Source organism: Streptomyces sp. GS7, from assembly GCF_009834125.1.
In the GTDB taxonomy this organism is placed as follows: domain Bacteria; phylum Actinomycetota; class Actinomycetes; order Streptomycetales; family Streptomycetaceae; genus Streptomyces.
Genome location: NZ_CP047146.1, coordinates 383,995 through 398,527 on the forward strand (window position 1 = coordinate 383,995; position 14,533 = coordinate 398,527).

A 14,533-nucleotide genomic window follows, 5' to 3' on the forward strand; every position below is an offset into this window, starting at 1 on the left:
AACATGTGTTGGTCAACGCTTGTTGGCAAGCGTAGAGCGCCCACGCCTGGCATGTCAACAGTCGTTGGCCTACAGTTGTTGATATGCCTGAAAACACCCCCTCCGGCAGGCCCGCGATCACCCCCGACGTGGACCTCGACCCGCCCCCCGTCGCCGCCTCGGCCCCCGACGCCGGGCGGCATCCGCGCCCGCGTCGCTCCGCGGCCACCCGCGCCGCGATCCTCGCCGCCGCCCGCGACCGCTTCGCCGCCGACGGCTATGAGCGCGCCACGATCCGCGCCATCGCGCGGGACGCCGGCATCGATCCGTCGATGGTGATGCGCTACTACGGCAACAAGGAGGGCCTCTTCGCCGCCGCCTCGGAGATCGATCTGCGCGCCCCGGACCTCATGGCGGTGCCGCCCGAGGAGCGGGCCGCCCGGCTCGTGCGCCACTTCATCGAACTCTGGGAGAGCGACGAGACGCTGACCGGGATGATGCGCGTCGGCGTCACGAATGAGGCGGGCGCGGAGCGCATGCGGCAGGTCTTCGCCGAGCAGGTGCGACCGCTGCTCGACGCGGTCTGCACGGTGCCGGAGGAGGCGCCGGCCCGCGCCGCCCTGATCGGGTCGCAGATCCTGGGCATGGCGCTGTGCCGCTATGTCCTGCACGTCCCGCCGGCCGTCGACTTCAGCCATGACGAACTCGTCGCCTGGCTGGCTCCCACGATCCAGCGCTACCTCACCGCCGAGACCCCCTGACAGTCCGCCAGGGACGGAGCGGGCGATCCCGGCGGGCGGATTCCGGCACCGACCTCAGCAGCCGGCCCCGCCGCCGACCTCAGCAGCCGGCCCCGCCGCCGACCTCAGCAGCCGGCCCCGCCGCCGGCCTCAGGAGCCGGCTCCCTCGGCCGATCTCGGGAGCCGGTCCTCTCCTCCGCCGATCCCGGGAACCGGTCTCAGGCCGGGGTCGCGGGCCCCGGCACCCGCCCCGCGACCCGCGTCAGATTCGCCTCGAACACCCGCCGCGCGTCGGGCGTCAGCGTGCGCAGGGCCACCATCGCCGTGACGATGACATCGCACAGCTCGCTGTGGACGTCGTCCCAGGTGTGGCTGTGCCCCTTGCGCGGGTTCTGGCCGACGGCCCCGATGACCGCCTGGGCGACCTCGCCCGCCTCCTCGGACAGCTTCAGGATCCGCAGCAGCCGCTCCTGCTCCGGCGGCAGTGGACTTTCCCGGTCGAGCCAGCGCACGAGCCCGTCGACGGTCTCCCAGAGCGCGGCCCCGTCGAGGGCGCCGGAAGCGCCGGCGGCGGCCGCGGCATCGGGAACGACGGAACCGGCGACTCCGGACGACCCGGGACCGGCAACCCCGGACGCGCCGGAAGCGACGGATCCCGACAGGCCGGAACCGGAAGCTCCGGACGACCGGGAACGTGAGGCCCCGGACGACCCGGAACCGGAAGGAGCGGCAGCAGACATGGCCCGATTCTGCCGCCCGTTCCCCGTTCCGCACGCCCCTCGCCCCTAGGGTGAGGCGACGACCAGCGCTGCCGGAACGGGTGAGGCGAGGACCGGCGGCGCCGGAACGGCGGACGAGTGGGAGGCGGCCGGGCCGATGGACGAGCACCCCGCGATGCCCCGGGAGCGGTTCCCCCGGGAACTGATCGAGTTCTACGGGCTGACGCCGCTGCCCCGCGAGGGCGGCTGGTACCGGCGTACGTGGGTCGGACCCCAACGGCCCGACGGACGGCCCGAGGGGACGGCGATCGTCATGCTGCTGACCGCCGAGCCGGGCGTCTTCTCGGCGCTGCACCGACTGCCGGCCGACGAGATCTGGCACTTCTACCGGGGCGACCCGCTCGCTCTGCTCCTGCTGTCCGAGGCCGACCGTACGACCGCCGTGGACGCCGCTGTCGCCCATTCCGATGCCGATGCCAACGCCGGCAGCGGGGGCGGCGGGGGCGGCGGTGCCCGAGCCGTGGCCCGTACGGTCGTCCTCGGACCGGACGTGCTCGGCGGCCAGCACGTGCAGTTCACGGTCCCGGCGGGCACCTGGATGGCGGCCGAGGTCGCCGCGGGCGGCGCCTGGACGCTCTTCGGCTGCACCATGGCGCCCGGCTTCACCGTCGAGGACTACGAGCACGGGGACGCGGGGCGGCTGGCCGCGCGGTTCCCCCGGGAGACGGCCCGGATCGGGGCGCTGAGCCGACCGTGACGGAGTCGACCGTGACAGAGCCGACGGCCCCTGGTCGGCCGAACGCCGGGGGAGAGGCGGCTGCCCCCGAACTCCCCGATCCTCGTGATCTCCCCGACCTTCGTCATCTCCCCGACCTGGCCGGGCAGGTCGTGCTCGTCACCGGGGCCGCGGGCGGTATCGGGCGGGGGATCGCGCTGCGGTTCGCGGCTGCGGGCGCGGACGTCGTGGTGCATTACAGGACGGGCGACGAGGCCGCGCTGGCGCTGGTCGAGGGGATCGAGCGGGCCGGCGGGCGCGCGCTGGCGCTGGGGGCCGACCTGGCCGTGGAGGAGGAGTGCCACCGGCTGGTCACGGAGGCGGCCGGGTGGCGGGGGCGGCTGACCGGGCTGGTGAACAATGCCGGGGTGCAGCCCACGCAGGAGCTGGCGGGGATGTCGCTGGCCGACTGGCGAGCCGTGGCGGACCCCAACGTGCACAGCGTGTTCGCCTGCACCCAGGCCGCCGCGGCGGTGATGCGCGCGGGCGGCGGCGGTTCGGTGACCCATATCGCCTCCATCGAGGCGGACCGCCCGGCACCGCGGCATGCCCACTACTGCGCCTCGAAGGCGGCGGTGGTGATGCACGCGCGGGCGGCGGCGCTGGAGTACGGGCCGTACGGGATCCGCGTCAACAGCGTCTCGCCGGGGCTGATCGCGCGGCCCGGCCTCGCCGACGACTGGCCCGAGGGGGTGCGCCGCTGGCAACAGGCCGCGCCCACCGGGCGGTTGGGGCGGCCCGAGGACGTCGGCGACGCCTGCGTCTTCCTCGCCTCGCCGATGGCCTCCTGGATCACCGGCCATGACCTCGTCGTGGACGGCGGTGTCTCGGCCCGCCCTACGTGGTGACGCCGCCCTACGTGGTGACGCCGTCTACGCGCTGACCTGCACACCGCCCTGCGCGCCGGACGACGACGCCCGGCGCGCTCCTCCGCAGTGCCCGCCGGTCCGCGGCGCCCGACCGCTCATGCTCCGAGGAGCCCGAATGCCCGCGGGAGCCCGAAGGCCGCGGACACCGGGCCGTGCGTCAGTCCCCACCGCGTTCCCAGAGCCGCACCGCGTGCGCAGGGCCGCACGTCAGGGCCGCGCGGCGCGTCAGGGCCACACCAGGCAGTAAGCCTGGTGGCCCGCCTCGTGCAGCCGGTGGCTGAAGTCCTGCCACTCGTGCAGCAGCTGGTAGACGCTGAACGCGTCGCGCGGGCCGCCGCGGTCGGGGACGGTGGACCAGATGAAGGCGGCCGCGCCCACCGACTCCTCGCCGACGCCGCGCAACGGGTCGACGACGGTCATGGGGAGCTTCACGACGGCATAGTCGGGGTGGAGGACGACCAGCTCCAGCGGGGGAACCTTATGGAGCGGTATGCCCTCTATGCCGGTGAGGACCATGGCGGCCATCGTCTCCGGCTTGATCTTGGAGAACATGCCGCCCATGCCGAGCTCGTCGCCGCCGAGTTCCTCGGGGCGCATGGAGATCGGGACGCGGGCGGCCGTGGCGCCATTGGGGGCGCCGAAGTATTTGTACGTCACCCCCATGCGCGCGCCCCTGGTTTCCCCGCCCGTAATGCTTTCGGTGTTCTCGCGCCGGTCGTCCGTGATGTCCTCGGTCCCCTCGCGCCGGTGACGGCCGCGCTGGGCGCGCTCGGGACCCCGGTCATTGGTTCCCTCGCCCAGTTCGCCACCGCGATGCATATCTCCACCCGACCACTCGCAGCCCCAGCCGCGCAACCCGATCATCGTCTCAGAGACCTCCCCCGTCACCGGCGCGTGAAACGCCCGGCCGCACGCCCCCGTGCGCCTCTGAGACCATTGCTTGCGTGACTTACTCGTACGACGCCCCAGTTTCGCAGACGCGCGGGGGCTGACGCCCGGTCGCGAGCGAGAGGAACGAAAAAGAAACCAAGTGGGAATCAAGTGGTGCCGGATGGTGTTCCGCGCGCCGATTCCCGCACCGCTGTCCGCCGGGCCGTGTCCGCGTGCCGCCGCCCTCCCACCGTTTATGCAGGTCAGGATCACTGTGTCTTTTCCGTATGAAGCCCCTGTTTCGCAGTCGCTGTTCGACCGCGCGTCCGTCGTGACGCCCGGCGGCGTGAATTCTCCGGTGCGGGCGTTCCGGGCCGTGGGCGGTACGCCCCGGTTCATGGTGTCCGGTACCGGTCCGTACCTCACTGATGCCGATGGCCGGGAATATGTCGACCTGGTGTGCTCGTGGGGGCCGATGATCCTCGGCCACTCGCACCCCGAAGTGATCGCCGCGGTCCAGGAGGCGGTCGCCCGCGGTACGTCCTTCGGGACGCCCGGTGCCGGCGAGGTCGAGCTGGCCGAGGAGATCGTGGCGCGGATCGCGCCGGTCGAGCAGGTGCGGCTGGTCTCCAGCGGCACCGAGGCGACCATGTCGGCGATCCGGCTGGCGCGCGGGTTCACCGGCCGGGCGAAGGTGGTCAAGTTCGCCGGCTGCTACCACGGGCACGTCGACGCGCTGCTGGCCGCGGCCGGTTCGGGCGTGGCGACCTTCGGGCTGCCGGACACCCCGGGCGTGACCGGCGCGCAGGCCGGCGACACCATCGTGCTGCCGTACAACGACATCGAGGCGGTGCGCGCCGCGTTCGCCGCGCACCCGGGCGAGATCGCCTGCGTCATCACCGAGGCGTCGCCGGGCAACATGGGTGTCGTGCCGCCGCTGCCCGGCTTCAACCAGGGGCTCGCGGACCTGTGCTCGGAGAACGGCGCGCTGTACATCTCCGACGAGGTCATGACCGGCTTCCGGGTCAGCAAGGCCGGCTGGTACGGAATTGATGGGGTACGTCCGGATCTGATGACCTTCGGGAAGGTCATGGGCGGCGGCTTCCCGGCCGCGGCGTTCGGCGGGCGCGCCGATGTGATGGCGCATCTGGCGCCGGCCGGCCCCGTCTACCAGGCGGGCACCCTGTCCGGGAACCCGGTCGCCACCGCCGCGGGCGTCGCGCAGCTGCGGCTGCTGGACGACGCCGCGTACGAGAAGGTCGACGCGGTCTCGGCGGAGGTGCGGGGCCTGGTCACCGCGGCGCTGGCCAAGGAGGGCGTGGCCCACCGGCTCCAGGTCGCGGGGAACATGTTCTCGGTCTTCTTCGCCGATGCTGAGGTCACCGACTACGACGCGGCCAAGGCGCAGGAGTCGTTCCGCTTCACCGCCTTCTTCCACGCGATGCTGGCGCAGGGCGTCTACCTCCCGCCGTCCGCGTTCGAGTCCTGGTTCGTGTCGACCGCGCACGACGCCGCGGCCGTCGAGCGGATCGCCGCCGCGCTGCCGGCCGCCGCACGGGCCGCGGCCGAGGCGACGGCGTGAGGGAGGCGGACCGGGAGATGGGTGACATGAGCAGCCAGGACATCACCGTCGTGCATCTGATGCGGCACGGCGAGGTGCACAACCCCGAGGGCGTGCTCTACGGTCGCCGCCCCGGCTACCACCTCTCCGATCTGGGGCGGAAGATGGCCGACAGGGTCGCCGAGCACCTCGCGGAGCGGGACATCACCCATGTGGTGGCCTCGCCGCTGGAGCGTGCGCAGGAGACGGCGGCGCCGATCGCCGGGGTGCACGGGCTGGCGACGGCGACCGACGAGCGGCTGATCGAGGCGGCCAACGTCTTCGAGGGCAAGACCTTCGGGGTGGGCGACGGCGCGCTGAAGAAGCCGGGCAACTGGAAGTACCTGACGAACCCGTTCCGCCCGTCGTGGGGCGAGCCGTACATCGAGCAGGTCGTCCGGATGATGGCGGCGCTCGGGGCGGCGCGGGACGCGGCCCGCGGGCACGAGGCGGTGGCGGTCAGCCACCAGCTGCCGATCTGGATCGTGCGCAGCTTCGCCGAGCGGCGCCGGCTGTGGCACGACCCGCGGAGGCGGCAGTGCACGCTGGCCTCGCTGACGTCGTTCACGTTCCACGGCGACAAGATCATCTCGGTGGGGTACAGCGAGCCGGCGCGCGACCTGGTTCCCTCCCACCTGCTGGCCGGCGCCAAACCCGTCAAGGGGAAAAGCAAGGCTTTCGGAGCCTGAAAAGCCGTCATATAGCGGTATGTCAAATTCGAAAGAAATATCCAGAGTGAGCGAATAGCGCGGAACCCCCGTCCTCCGACATGCCCGCTACATCAATGTCCGTTTATATGGGTATTGGGTTCGTCGAGCACGGATGGGGACGACGGTATGGGCGCGATAAGTCGGCGGGGCTTGCTCGGGATGGGAGTTGGCGCGGCCGCGGCGCTCGGCGTCGCCGGATGCTCGACCGCCGGCCGGGGAGGGGCGGAAAAGCAGCGGGTGAAGAACTCGGTGCAGGCGCGCCCGAAGCTCATAGGTGACGGTTCGACGGCGAATTACGGGGAGCAGCCCCATCAGCCCGGTGCGCCCGAGCGGCTGGAGCCCGGACAGACCCCGCCGCAGTTCGTCATCTTCTCCTGGGACGGGGCGGGAGAGGTCGGCAACGGCCTCTTCCCCCGGTTCCGGCAGCTCGCCAAGGACCACGGCGCGGCCATGACCTTCTTCCTCTCCGGGCTGTATCTGCTGCCCGAGGAGAAGAAGCACCTCTATCTCCCGCCGAACAACGAGCCGGGCGCCTCCGCCATCGGTTATCTCAGCGATACGCACATCAGGGAGACCCTGACCAACGTGCGTGCCGCATGGCTGGACGGCCACGAGGTCGGCACCCACTTCAACGGCCACTTCTGCTCCGGCAGCGGCAGCGTCAAGCACTGGACGCCCGAGCACTGGCAGGCCGAGATAGACCAGGCGATGCAATTCGTCACCAAGTGGCGTACGCACACCGGCTTCGAGGAGGCCGAACCGCTGCCTTTCGACTACCGCAAGGAATTGGTCGGCGGCCGTACGCCCTGCCTGCTCGGCCAGGAAAACCTGCTGCCCACCGCCCGGGAACTGGGCTGGCGCTACGACGCGAGTTCGCCCGGCGGCCTCCAGACGTGGCCCAGGAAGAAGCACGGGATCTGGGACTTCCCGCTCCAGCAGATACCCTTCCCCGGCCAGCCCTTCGAGGTGCTCTCGATGGACTACAACATCCTCTTCAACCAGTCGAAGAACTCCACCAAGGCGCCGCCGGCCAACTACCCGGGCTGGCGCCGGCAGGCCACCGACGCGTACATCTCTGGATTCCGCCGGGCCTACGAGACCAATCGCGCGCCGTTCTTCATCGGCAACCACTTCGAGGAGTGGAACGGCGGCATCTACATGGACGCCGTCGAGGAAGCGCTCAAGCACATAGCCAACGAGCGGAACAAGGACGTGCGGCTGGTGTCCTTCCGGCAGTTCACCGACTGGATAGACGCCCAGGACCCCCGAATAGTCCGCAGGCTCCAGCAGATCGGCGTCGGCGAGGAGCCGGCCGGCGGCTGGAGGACGTATCTGTCGCTGTCCGAGATCGGAGCCTCGCAAGCCGCGCCGGGAGAGGCCCAAAGCGACCGGCCGGACGAGCCTGACATGCCCGTTTGGTGAGGGCGCGGCGGCGCGAGGGGGGCGCGGAAGATCCGGAATCAGCCCATGCGAAACTTTTCACATGAGTGACAGCCGCGCCCCCCGCCGCCTCACGAGCCGCCGCCGTCTCACCCTGCTCGCCGCAGGAGCCGCGGTGGCCTCGCTGACGCTGAGCGCCTGCGGGGACGGTGCCTCCGGCGGTTCGGCGCAGACCCGGTTCGTCCAGGGCAAGAACGGTGTCGACACCGTCAAGCCCGACGAGCGGCAGCCGGCGCCCGACCTGTCCGGGGAGACCACTACCGGCAAGAAGCTGGACGTGGCCGACTACAAGGGCAAGGTCGTCATCATCAACGTCTGGGGATCGTGGTGCGGACCCTGCATCGCCGAGGCCCCGAACTTCGCCAAGGTCGCGAACGAGGACAAGGACAAGGGCGTCCAGTTCATCGGGATCAACACCCGCGACTCCGAGAAGTCGCAGGCCACCCAGTTCGAGGAACAGCACCAGCTGCCCTACCCGAGCCTGTTCGACCCGACCGGCCGGCTGATGCTGCGCTTCCCCAAGGGCAGCCTCAACCCGCAGTCGATCCCCTCCACGATCGCCATCGACAAGCAGGGCCGGATCGCCGCCCGCTCGATCGGCCCGCTCGCGGAGGACGACCTGCGCAAGATGGTCGACCCGCTGATCGCCGAGAAGTGATCGCGTGATCGCGCTCGCCGCCACCGCACAGAACGAGACCGTCCTCTCCGGCGCACTGCTCGCCGCGGTGCCCGTCGCCCTCTTCGCCGGACTGGTCTCGTTCTTCTCGCCCTGCGTCCTGCCGCTGGTCCCGGGCTACATGTCGTACGTCACCGGCGTCACCGGCACCGACCTGGCGGAGGCCCGGCGCGGCCGGATGCTGGCCGGTGCCTCCCTCTTCGTCCTCGGCTTCACCGCCGTCTTCGTCTCCACCGGTGCCCTCTTCGGGTTCTTCGGGCAGAACCTCCAGACCTACAAGGACGCCATCTCGCGCGTCCTCGGCGTGCTGATGATCCTGCTCGGGCTGGCCTTCGCGGGCGTGCTCAAACGCTTCGGCCAGCGCGAACTGCGCTTCCACAAGAAGCCCGCCATGGGGCTGGCCGGCGCGCCGGTGATCGGGATGCTCTTCGGCGTCGGCTGGACACCGTGTCTGGGCCCCACCCTCACCGCCGTCAACACCCTCTCCCTCTACCAGGCCAGTGCCGCCCGCGGCGCCCTGCTGACCGTCGCCTACTGTCTGGGGCTGGGCCTGCCGTTCATCGCCGTGGCGCTCGCCTTCCGCCGGGTGCTCGGCGCGTTCGGCTGGGTCAAGCGGCACTACGTATGGGTGATGCGGATCGGCGGCGGCATGATGGTCGCCCTCGGCATCCTCCTCGTCACCGGCGTCTGGGACAGCCTGATGTCCGAGCTCCAGAGCTGGACGCAAAGCTCCACCGTTGGGATCTGATTGATGTCCACCACGACCGACACCACCGGCGAGCCGGGGGCCACCGCGGACCCGGGCAGTGATCTCGGCGCCGCCGGATCCCAGCTCTCCACCGCTCCCCAGGAGGACATCAGCCTCCCCTCGCTCGGCCCCCTCGGCTGGGTGCGCTGGTTCTGGCGGCAGCTGACCTCGATGCGGGTGGCGCTGCTGCTGCTCTTCCTGCTGTCGATCGGCGCGATCCCCGGTTCGCTGATCCCGCAGACCAGCATCGACCCGGTAAAGGTCGACCAGTTCAAGGCCCAGCACACCACCCTCGGCGAGATCTACGACAAGCTGGGGATGTTCCACGTCTACAGCTCGGTGTGGTTCTCGGCGATCTACCTCCTGCTGTTCATCTCGCTGATCGGCTGCATCGTGCCGCGCAGCTGGCAGTTCGTCGGGCAGCTGCGCGGCCGCCCGCCGGCCGCCCCGCGCCGGCTGACCCGGCTTCCCGCGTACACCACGTGGCGTACGGAGGCGGAGCCCGAGGAGGTCCTGGAGGCGGCCGGGCGGATGCTGCGGAAGCGCCGCTTCCGGGCCCACCGGTCCGGCACCGCGGTCGCCGCCGAGAAGGGCTACCTCCGCGAGGTCGGCAACCTCCTCTTCCACGTCGCGCTGATCGTGATGCTGGTGGCGTTCGCCGTCGGCAGCCTGTGGAAGTCCGAGGGCGGCAAGCTGATCACCGAGGGCGACGGCTTCTCCAACAGCCTCACTCAGTACGACGACTTCAAGTCGGGGCCGTTCTTCGACACCGAGACCATGGCGCCGTTCGGCTTCACCATGAACTCCTTCGACGCCACCTACGAGCGGACCGGCCCCCAGCGGGGCACCCCCCGCACCTTCCGCGCCAACATCAGCTACTTCACCGGCGCGGACGGCACGGAGCACAAGCGGGCGCTGGAGGTGAACACCCCGCTCGACGTCGAGGGCTACAAGGTCTACCTGCTCTCCCACGGCTATTCGCCGGTCGTCACCGTCAAGGACGGCCGCGGCAAGGTCGTTTACCACGGCGCGGTGCCGTTCCTCCCGCAGGACCCCAAGAACTTCACCTCCTCCGGTGTGGTGAAGGTGCCGGGCGCCGAGACCAAGGACGGCAAGCGCAACCAGCTGGGCTTCCAGGCGCTGTTCGTCCCGACCTTCGGCGGTAAGAACTCCGGCTCGATGTTCTCCCAGTTCCCCGCGCCGGACTTCCCCGTCCTGTCGGTGAACGCCTGGCACGGCGACCTGGGCATGGACTCCGGTCTCCCGCAGAACGTCTACCAGCTCGACACCAAGCGGCTGAAGCAGTACAAGGACGCCAGTGGCGACATCTTCAAGAAGATGCTGCTGCCCAGGGACCGGGCGATGCAGATGATGAGTCACTCCGGCGCCACGCTGTCGCCGCGGGAGATCGAGGCCGAGTCCACGATGAACCTCCCCAACGGCGAGGGCTCCATCACCTTCGACGGCATCAAGACCTGGGCCAGCTTCAAGATCACCCACCAGCCCGGCAACGGCCTCGCGCTGACCGGCGCGGCCGCCGCCCTGGTCGGCCTGGCCGCCTCGCTGTTCATCCAGCGGCGCCGGGTGTGGGTGCGAGCGGAGCGGGTCGAGGAGAACGGCGTCGGCGTCACCGTCGTCGAGATGGCCGGCCTCGGCCGCAGCGAGTCGGCCCGGCTCCCGGAGGAGCTGGCCGGTCTCGCCGTGGCGCTGATGCCCGACGCCCCGATCGCCCCGGACGCCGGGCCGCAGCCCGATACGGAAGCCACGGACGGGCCCGCGGCCCGCACCGACCAAGACCCGACGGAGCCCACCGACTCTGCCGATCCTGCTGACCCCTCCGAAGGAGCGCGCGCGTGAACCTCGCTGCCGCAGCCAACGAGACACTGGCCCACAACAGCAATCTGCTGGTCTATTCGGCGATGGCTGTCTACACCCTCGCCTTCGTGGCCCACATGGCCGAGTGGGTGTTCGGCAGCCGCAGCAAGGTCGGCCGTACCGCCGCGGCGCTGACCACCGAGGCCAAGGCGCCCGCGACGGTGTCCGTGAAATCCGGAGCAAGCACCGGCTCCACCGGAACCGCCGTCCTGGAGCGGCCGAAGGTCATCACCAAGGCCGTGGCCGGCGCCCGTGACGTCCCCGACGGCCCCGGCGCGCACGGCGGCACCGAGAAGGGCGACCTCTACGGCCGGATCGCCATCTCGCTGACCGTCCTGGCCTGGGCGCTCCATGTGGGCGGCGTGGTCACCCGCGCGCTGTCCGTGCAGCGCGCCCCCTGGGGCAACATGTACGAGTTCTCCACGACCTTCGGCGCGGTCGCGGTGACCCTCTACCTGGCTTTCCTGGTCTTCAAGAAGAACGTCCGCTGGATCGGCCTGCCGCTGGTCACCACCGTCCTGCTCGACCTGGGCCTGGCCGTCAGCGTTCTGTACACCGCCAGCGACCAGCTGGTGCCCGCGCTGCACTCGTACTGGCTGTGGATCCACGTCTCCTGCGCGATCCTCTCCGGCGCGGTGCTCTACATGGGCGCGGTCGCCACGCTGCTGTTCCTCTTCCGCGACCGCCACGAGGCCAAGCTCGCCGACCCGACGGGCAAGCAGCCTGGGGCCTTCGCCACCTCCGTGCTGGAGCGGCTGCCCTCGGCCTCCTCGCTCGACAAGTTCGCCTACCGCGTCAACGCCACCGTCTTCCCGCTGTGGACGTTCACCATCATCGCGGGCGCCATCTGGGCCGAGGCCGCCTGGGGCCGCTACTGGGGCTGGGACCCCAAGGAGGTCTGGTCCTTCATCACCTGGGTCGCCTACGCCTGCTACCTGCACGCCCGCGCGACCGCCGGCTGGAAGGGCCGCAAGGCCGCCTGGCTGGGCCTGATCGCCTTCGCCTGCTACCTCTTCAACTACTACGGCGTGAACATCTTCGTCACCGGCCTGCACTCCTACGCCGGAGTCTGAGCCGCCCGTGGTCCACGCCGCGACACACCGGTGCCGTACGGAAACGGCCTCACCACGAGGCCGGCCCCGTACGGCACCGTCGTAGGTACGGACATCACGGATGCGGTCGGGGAAGGTCGTCGGGGATGAGGCCGGGGGGCGGTCGGGCCGCGGTCGGAGGGGGGACGGGTCAGGCGGTGGTCAGCGGCGCTTGCGCCCGCCGTGCTCCTGCTGCGGCGGCTTCTGGGCCGCCCCCGGCAGCTTCGGCTTGGGCAGATGCGCCACCTCCCACTTCGCCTCGGCCAGCTGCCGGGCGGTGTCGTGCGGCAGCCGCGGCGGGTGGTGCGCCGGGTTGTGGAACCCGAACGCCGAGGTCAGATCGCCGAACGTGTCGCGCCGCCAGGCGCTGATGTTGGGCTCCTCGACACCCGTGAATCGCTCCAGGAACTGCAGCACCGAGGTGTGGTCGAACGCGTCGCCGGCCGCCCAGCCGCCCACCGTCCAGGGCGAGACGATCAGGCACGGGACGCGGAAGCCGCCGCCGATCGGCAGGCCGTGGACGAACTCGTTCCTCGTCCCCTTGGGCGGCACCGGCGGCGGCACATGGTCGAAGAGGCCGTCGTTCTCGTCGTAGTTGAGGATGAAGGCCGTCTTGGCCCACACCTTGGGGTTGGCGGCTATCGCCTCGATCTTCTGGGCCACGAAGTCGGCGCCGGCGGCCGGCAGGAAGTCGGGGTGCTCGGACTGGTAGCTGGTCGGGATGATCCAGGAGACGGCCGGCAGCCTGTCGTTGCGGGCGTCCTCCTCGAAGGCGCCGGCCGGCCCCGACCGCATCCCGCGCTCGTACAGCGCGCTGCCCGGCTTGGCGTCCCGGAACGTCTGGAACTGCTTGAGCAGATTGCAGCCGTAGTCGTCCTCCTCCTGGTACACCTTCCAGCTGACGCCGGCCTTCTGCAGCCGCTCCGCGTACGTGGTCCAGCGGTACGGCCTGGGTGCGGTGTTGTCGAGGACCGGTCCGCCCCGGGTGCCGCCGGGGTCGAGGGTGCCGGTCATCCAGTACAGCCGGTTGGGCCAGGTCGGGCCGAAGACCGAGCAGAAGTAGTTGTCGCAGAGGGTGAACGCCTCCGCGAGGGCGAACTGGAACGGGATGTCCTGGCGGGTGTGATAGCCCATCACGTACGGGCCGTTGACGCCGTCGGCCTTGCGGTGCGCCGGCAGCCAGCGGTCCATCCTGCCGCCGTTCCACGCCTCGTGCTGCACGGACCAGGCGTGGCTGGTGGACGGGATGGCCTGGGCGCTGGAGGTGTGGGTGTTGAGGCGGAACGGCAGCAGGTACCCGTCCGGGTTGTGCGGGTCCGGCTGGTAGAAGACGGACCGGCCGTCGGGGAGCTTGATCGCGTGCGGGTCCGCGAAGCCGCGGACGCCGCGCAGGGTGCCGAAGTAGTGGTCGAAAGAACGGTTCTCCTGCATCAGCATGACGACGTGCTCGATGTCGCGGAGCGAGCCGTGACGCGGCGGGCCGGCGGCGACGGCCTTCTGGACGCTGGGCGGCAGCAGCGACAGTGCGGCGGCCCCGCCGAGCGCGCCGGCCGCCGAGCCGAGGAGTCTGCGTCGGGTCATGTCGGGCATTTGTGCCACTCTCCCTGAGTCGCGTGAGCCCTCAGTGGGCCGTCCCGACTGTGACGTCGGGGCAGTTTCGCGGGCAGGGGGAGGTTGCTGAACGCTGCATCAATTGGCCGTGAACAGACCAGAGTTGGCTGATCGGCCCTACGCCTCATACGTCACATGACGAAGCGTGCGACCGCCGGCGCACCATTCCGATTACGCCTTTGCGGCGATTGACACGGACACGCGGCTTACGCCCGGAGTTCCCTCCGGCGTCGGGTACGGCCGCTCCTCCGGGAGCAGGGCCCGGGCCGCGGCGAGCTTCCCGGCCCGCACCAGCGCATGGACCTCGCGCGCCAGCGCCGTCACATCCCGGATGCCGACCGTCCAGGCGTCCGCGTACCGCCGCGACGCCTCGCCGGCGAGCCCCAGCTGAAGCGAACGATACGGCAGCGGACGCAGCCGCAGATCGCGCTCCGGGTCCCACTGCACCCGCGCCGGCGACCGCCTCAACTCCCGCTGCCAGGCCGCCCGGTCGGGATACTCACCGGGGTCGTGGTGCGACAGGCAGGCGTTGCCGAGCGCCCAGTCGAAACCGGCCCGGTCGATCTCGACGGCGAGCACCGTCTCCTGGTCCGCCTTCGTGCCCCAGCCGCAGCGGTACATCATCCACAGGAAAGAGGGCTTTATCCATGTCATCCGGTCCCGCTTCCAGGCCGCCGGGAAGCGGCCGTCCCGGGCGGCGGGCAGGCCCAGGGCGGGCGCGTACGCCTGGTACACGGTGACGGTCTCGGCGGTGTGCAGCGCCCGGATGCGGCGCTGCGGTTCGGTGGTGCCGGTGCTCATGGCCGCATCCTGGCGGACGGCGCGTCGCG

At 70.9% G+C, this 14,533-nt stretch carries 14 protein-coding genes; 10 read left to right on the forward strand and 4 right to left on the reverse strand.

Annotated elements, in window-relative coordinates:
- The first annotated feature begins 83 nt into the window (after window positions 1-83).
- Complete coding sequence (locus GR130_RS01685; RefSeq protein ID WP_236572688.1) at window positions 84-740, forward strand: TetR/AcrR family transcriptional regulator; 657 nt, start codon at window positions 84-86, stop codon at window positions 738-740.
- Window positions 741-937: 197 nt separating this feature from the next.
- Here GR130_RS01685 and GR130_RS01690 read toward each other — a convergent pair whose 3' ends face one another.
- On the reverse strand, window positions 938-1,231 hold the full coding sequence (locus tag GR130_RS01690; protein WP_159509633.1) for a MazG-like family protein: 294 nt from the start codon (window positions 1,229-1,231) through the stop codon (window positions 938-940).
- Between the two features lie 364 nt (window positions 1,232-1,595).
- Here GR130_RS01690 and GR130_RS01695 point away from each other — a divergent pair, with 364 nt between their 5' ends.
- Window positions 1,596-2,195 carry a cupin domain-containing protein gene (locus tag GR130_RS01695; protein WP_201304773.1) on the forward strand — a complete coding sequence of 200 codons (600 nt, stop codon included), beginning with the start codon at window positions 1,596-1,598 and terminating at the stop codon, window positions 2,193-2,195.
- 116 nt (window positions 2,196-2,311) lie between these two features.
- Window positions 2,312-3,061, forward strand: a complete 750-nt coding sequence (locus GR130_RS01700) for an SDR family NAD(P)-dependent oxidoreductase (protein WP_159509635.1) — start codon at window positions 2,312-2,314, stop codon at window positions 3,059-3,061.
- Between the two features lie 246 nt (window positions 3,062-3,307).
- Here the strand turns inward: GR130_RS01700 and GR130_RS01705 are convergent, their stop codons facing one another.
- Window positions 3,308-3,901 (reverse strand): hypothetical protein, encoded by a 594-nt coding sequence (locus tag GR130_RS01705; RefSeq protein ID WP_159503067.1) that lies wholly within the window; start codon window positions 3,899-3,901, stop codon window positions 3,308-3,310.
- Window positions 3,902-4,208: 307 nt separating this feature from the next.
- Between GR130_RS01705 and hemL the strand changes: the two genes are divergently transcribed.
- From hemL to ccsB, 7 genes are all read left to right on the forward strand, one after another.
- Window positions 4,209-5,534: a glutamate-1-semialdehyde 2,1-aminomutase gene (gene hemL, locus GR130_RS01710; protein ID WP_159503068.1), complete on the forward strand. Its 1,326-nt coding sequence runs from the start codon at window positions 4,209-4,211 to the stop codon at window positions 5,532-5,534.
- Between the two features lie 26 nt (window positions 5,535-5,560).
- Entirely contained in the window at window positions 5,561-6,241 is a 681-nt protein-coding gene (locus tag GR130_RS01715) for a histidine phosphatase family protein (protein ID WP_159503069.1), read from the forward strand.
- A 147-nt stretch (window positions 6,242-6,388) separates the two neighbouring features.
- Entirely contained in the window at window positions 6,389-7,684 is a 1,296-nt protein-coding gene (locus GR130_RS01720; RefSeq protein ID WP_236572690.1) for a hypothetical protein, read from the forward strand.
- Between the two features lie 61 nt (window positions 7,685-7,745).
- Complete coding sequence (locus GR130_RS01725; protein WP_159503070.1) at window positions 7,746-8,360, forward strand: TlpA family protein disulfide reductase; 615 nt, start codon at window positions 7,746-7,748, stop codon at window positions 8,358-8,360.
- Between the two features lie 4 nt (window positions 8,361-8,364).
- Window positions 8,365-9,126, forward strand: coding sequence for a cytochrome c biogenesis CcdA family protein (locus GR130_RS01730; protein WP_159503071.1), 762 nt, complete (start codon window positions 8,365-8,367; stop codon window positions 9,124-9,126).
- Window positions 9,127-9,129: 3 nt separating this feature from the next.
- Window positions 9,130-10,983: a cytochrome c biogenesis protein ResB gene (resB, locus tag GR130_RS01735; RefSeq protein ID WP_159503072.1), complete on the forward strand. Its 1,854-nt coding sequence runs from the start codon at window positions 9,130-9,132 to the stop codon at window positions 10,981-10,983.
- Window positions 10,980-12,074: a c-type cytochrome biogenesis protein CcsB gene (ccsB, locus tag GR130_RS01740; protein ID WP_159503073.1), complete on the forward strand. Its 1,095-nt coding sequence runs from the start codon at window positions 10,980-10,982 to the stop codon at window positions 12,072-12,074. Before resB ends, ccsB begins: the two co-directional genes overlap by 4 nt.
- A 180-nt stretch (window positions 12,075-12,254) precedes the next feature.
- On the opposite strand, the gene GR130_RS01745 is transcribed toward ccsB, so the two are convergent.
- Both GR130_RS01745 and GR130_RS01750 read right to left on the reverse strand, forming a co-directional pair.
- On the reverse strand, window positions 12,255-13,682 hold the full coding sequence (locus GR130_RS01745) for an alkaline phosphatase family protein (protein ID WP_159503074.1): 1,428 nt from the start codon (window positions 13,680-13,682) through the stop codon (window positions 12,255-12,257).
- 192 nt (window positions 13,683-13,874) lie between these two features.
- Window positions 13,875-14,504, reverse strand: coding sequence for a DUF4291 domain-containing protein (locus GR130_RS01750; protein WP_159503075.1), 630 nt, complete (start codon window positions 14,502-14,504; stop codon window positions 13,875-13,877).
- Between the last annotated feature and the right edge of the window lie 29 nt (window positions 14,505-14,533).

Coding starts and splice junctions, on each gene's coding strand:
- GR130_RS01685 (WP_236572688.1), top strand. CDS start 84: ATGCCTGAAAACACCCCCTCCGGCAGGCCCGCGATCACCCCCGACGTG.
- GR130_RS01695 (WP_201304773.1), top strand. CDS start 1,596: ATGGACGAGCACCCCGCGATGCCCCGGGAGCGGTTCCCCCGGGAACTG.
- GR130_RS01705 (WP_159503067.1), bottom strand. CDS start 3,901: ATGCATCGCGGTGGCGAACTGGGCGAGGGAACCAATGACCGGGGTCCC.
- hemL (WP_159503068.1), top strand. CDS start 4,209: ATGCAGGTCAGGATCACTGTGTCTTTTCCGTATGAAGCCCCTGTTTCG.
- GR130_RS01715 (WP_159503069.1), top strand. CDS start 5,561: ATGAGCAGCCAGGACATCACCGTCGTGCATCTGATGCGGCACGGCGAG.
- GR130_RS01720 (WP_236572690.1), top strand. CDS start 6,389: ATGGGCGCGATAAGTCGGCGGGGCTTGCTCGGGATGGGAGTTGGCGCG.
- GR130_RS01725 (WP_159503070.1), top strand. CDS start 7,746: ATGAGTGACAGCCGCGCCCCCCGCCGCCTCACGAGCCGCCGCCGTCTC.
- resB (WP_159503072.1), top strand. CDS start 9,130: ATGTCCACCACGACCGACACCACCGGCGAGCCGGGGGCCACCGCGGAC.
- GR130_RS01745 (WP_159503074.1), bottom strand. CDS start 13,682: ATGCCCGACATGACCCGACGCAGACTCCTCGGCTCGGCGGCCGGCGCG.
- GR130_RS01750 (WP_159503075.1), bottom strand. CDS start 14,504: ATGAGCACCGGCACCACCGAACCGCAGCGCCGCATCCGGGCGCTGCAC.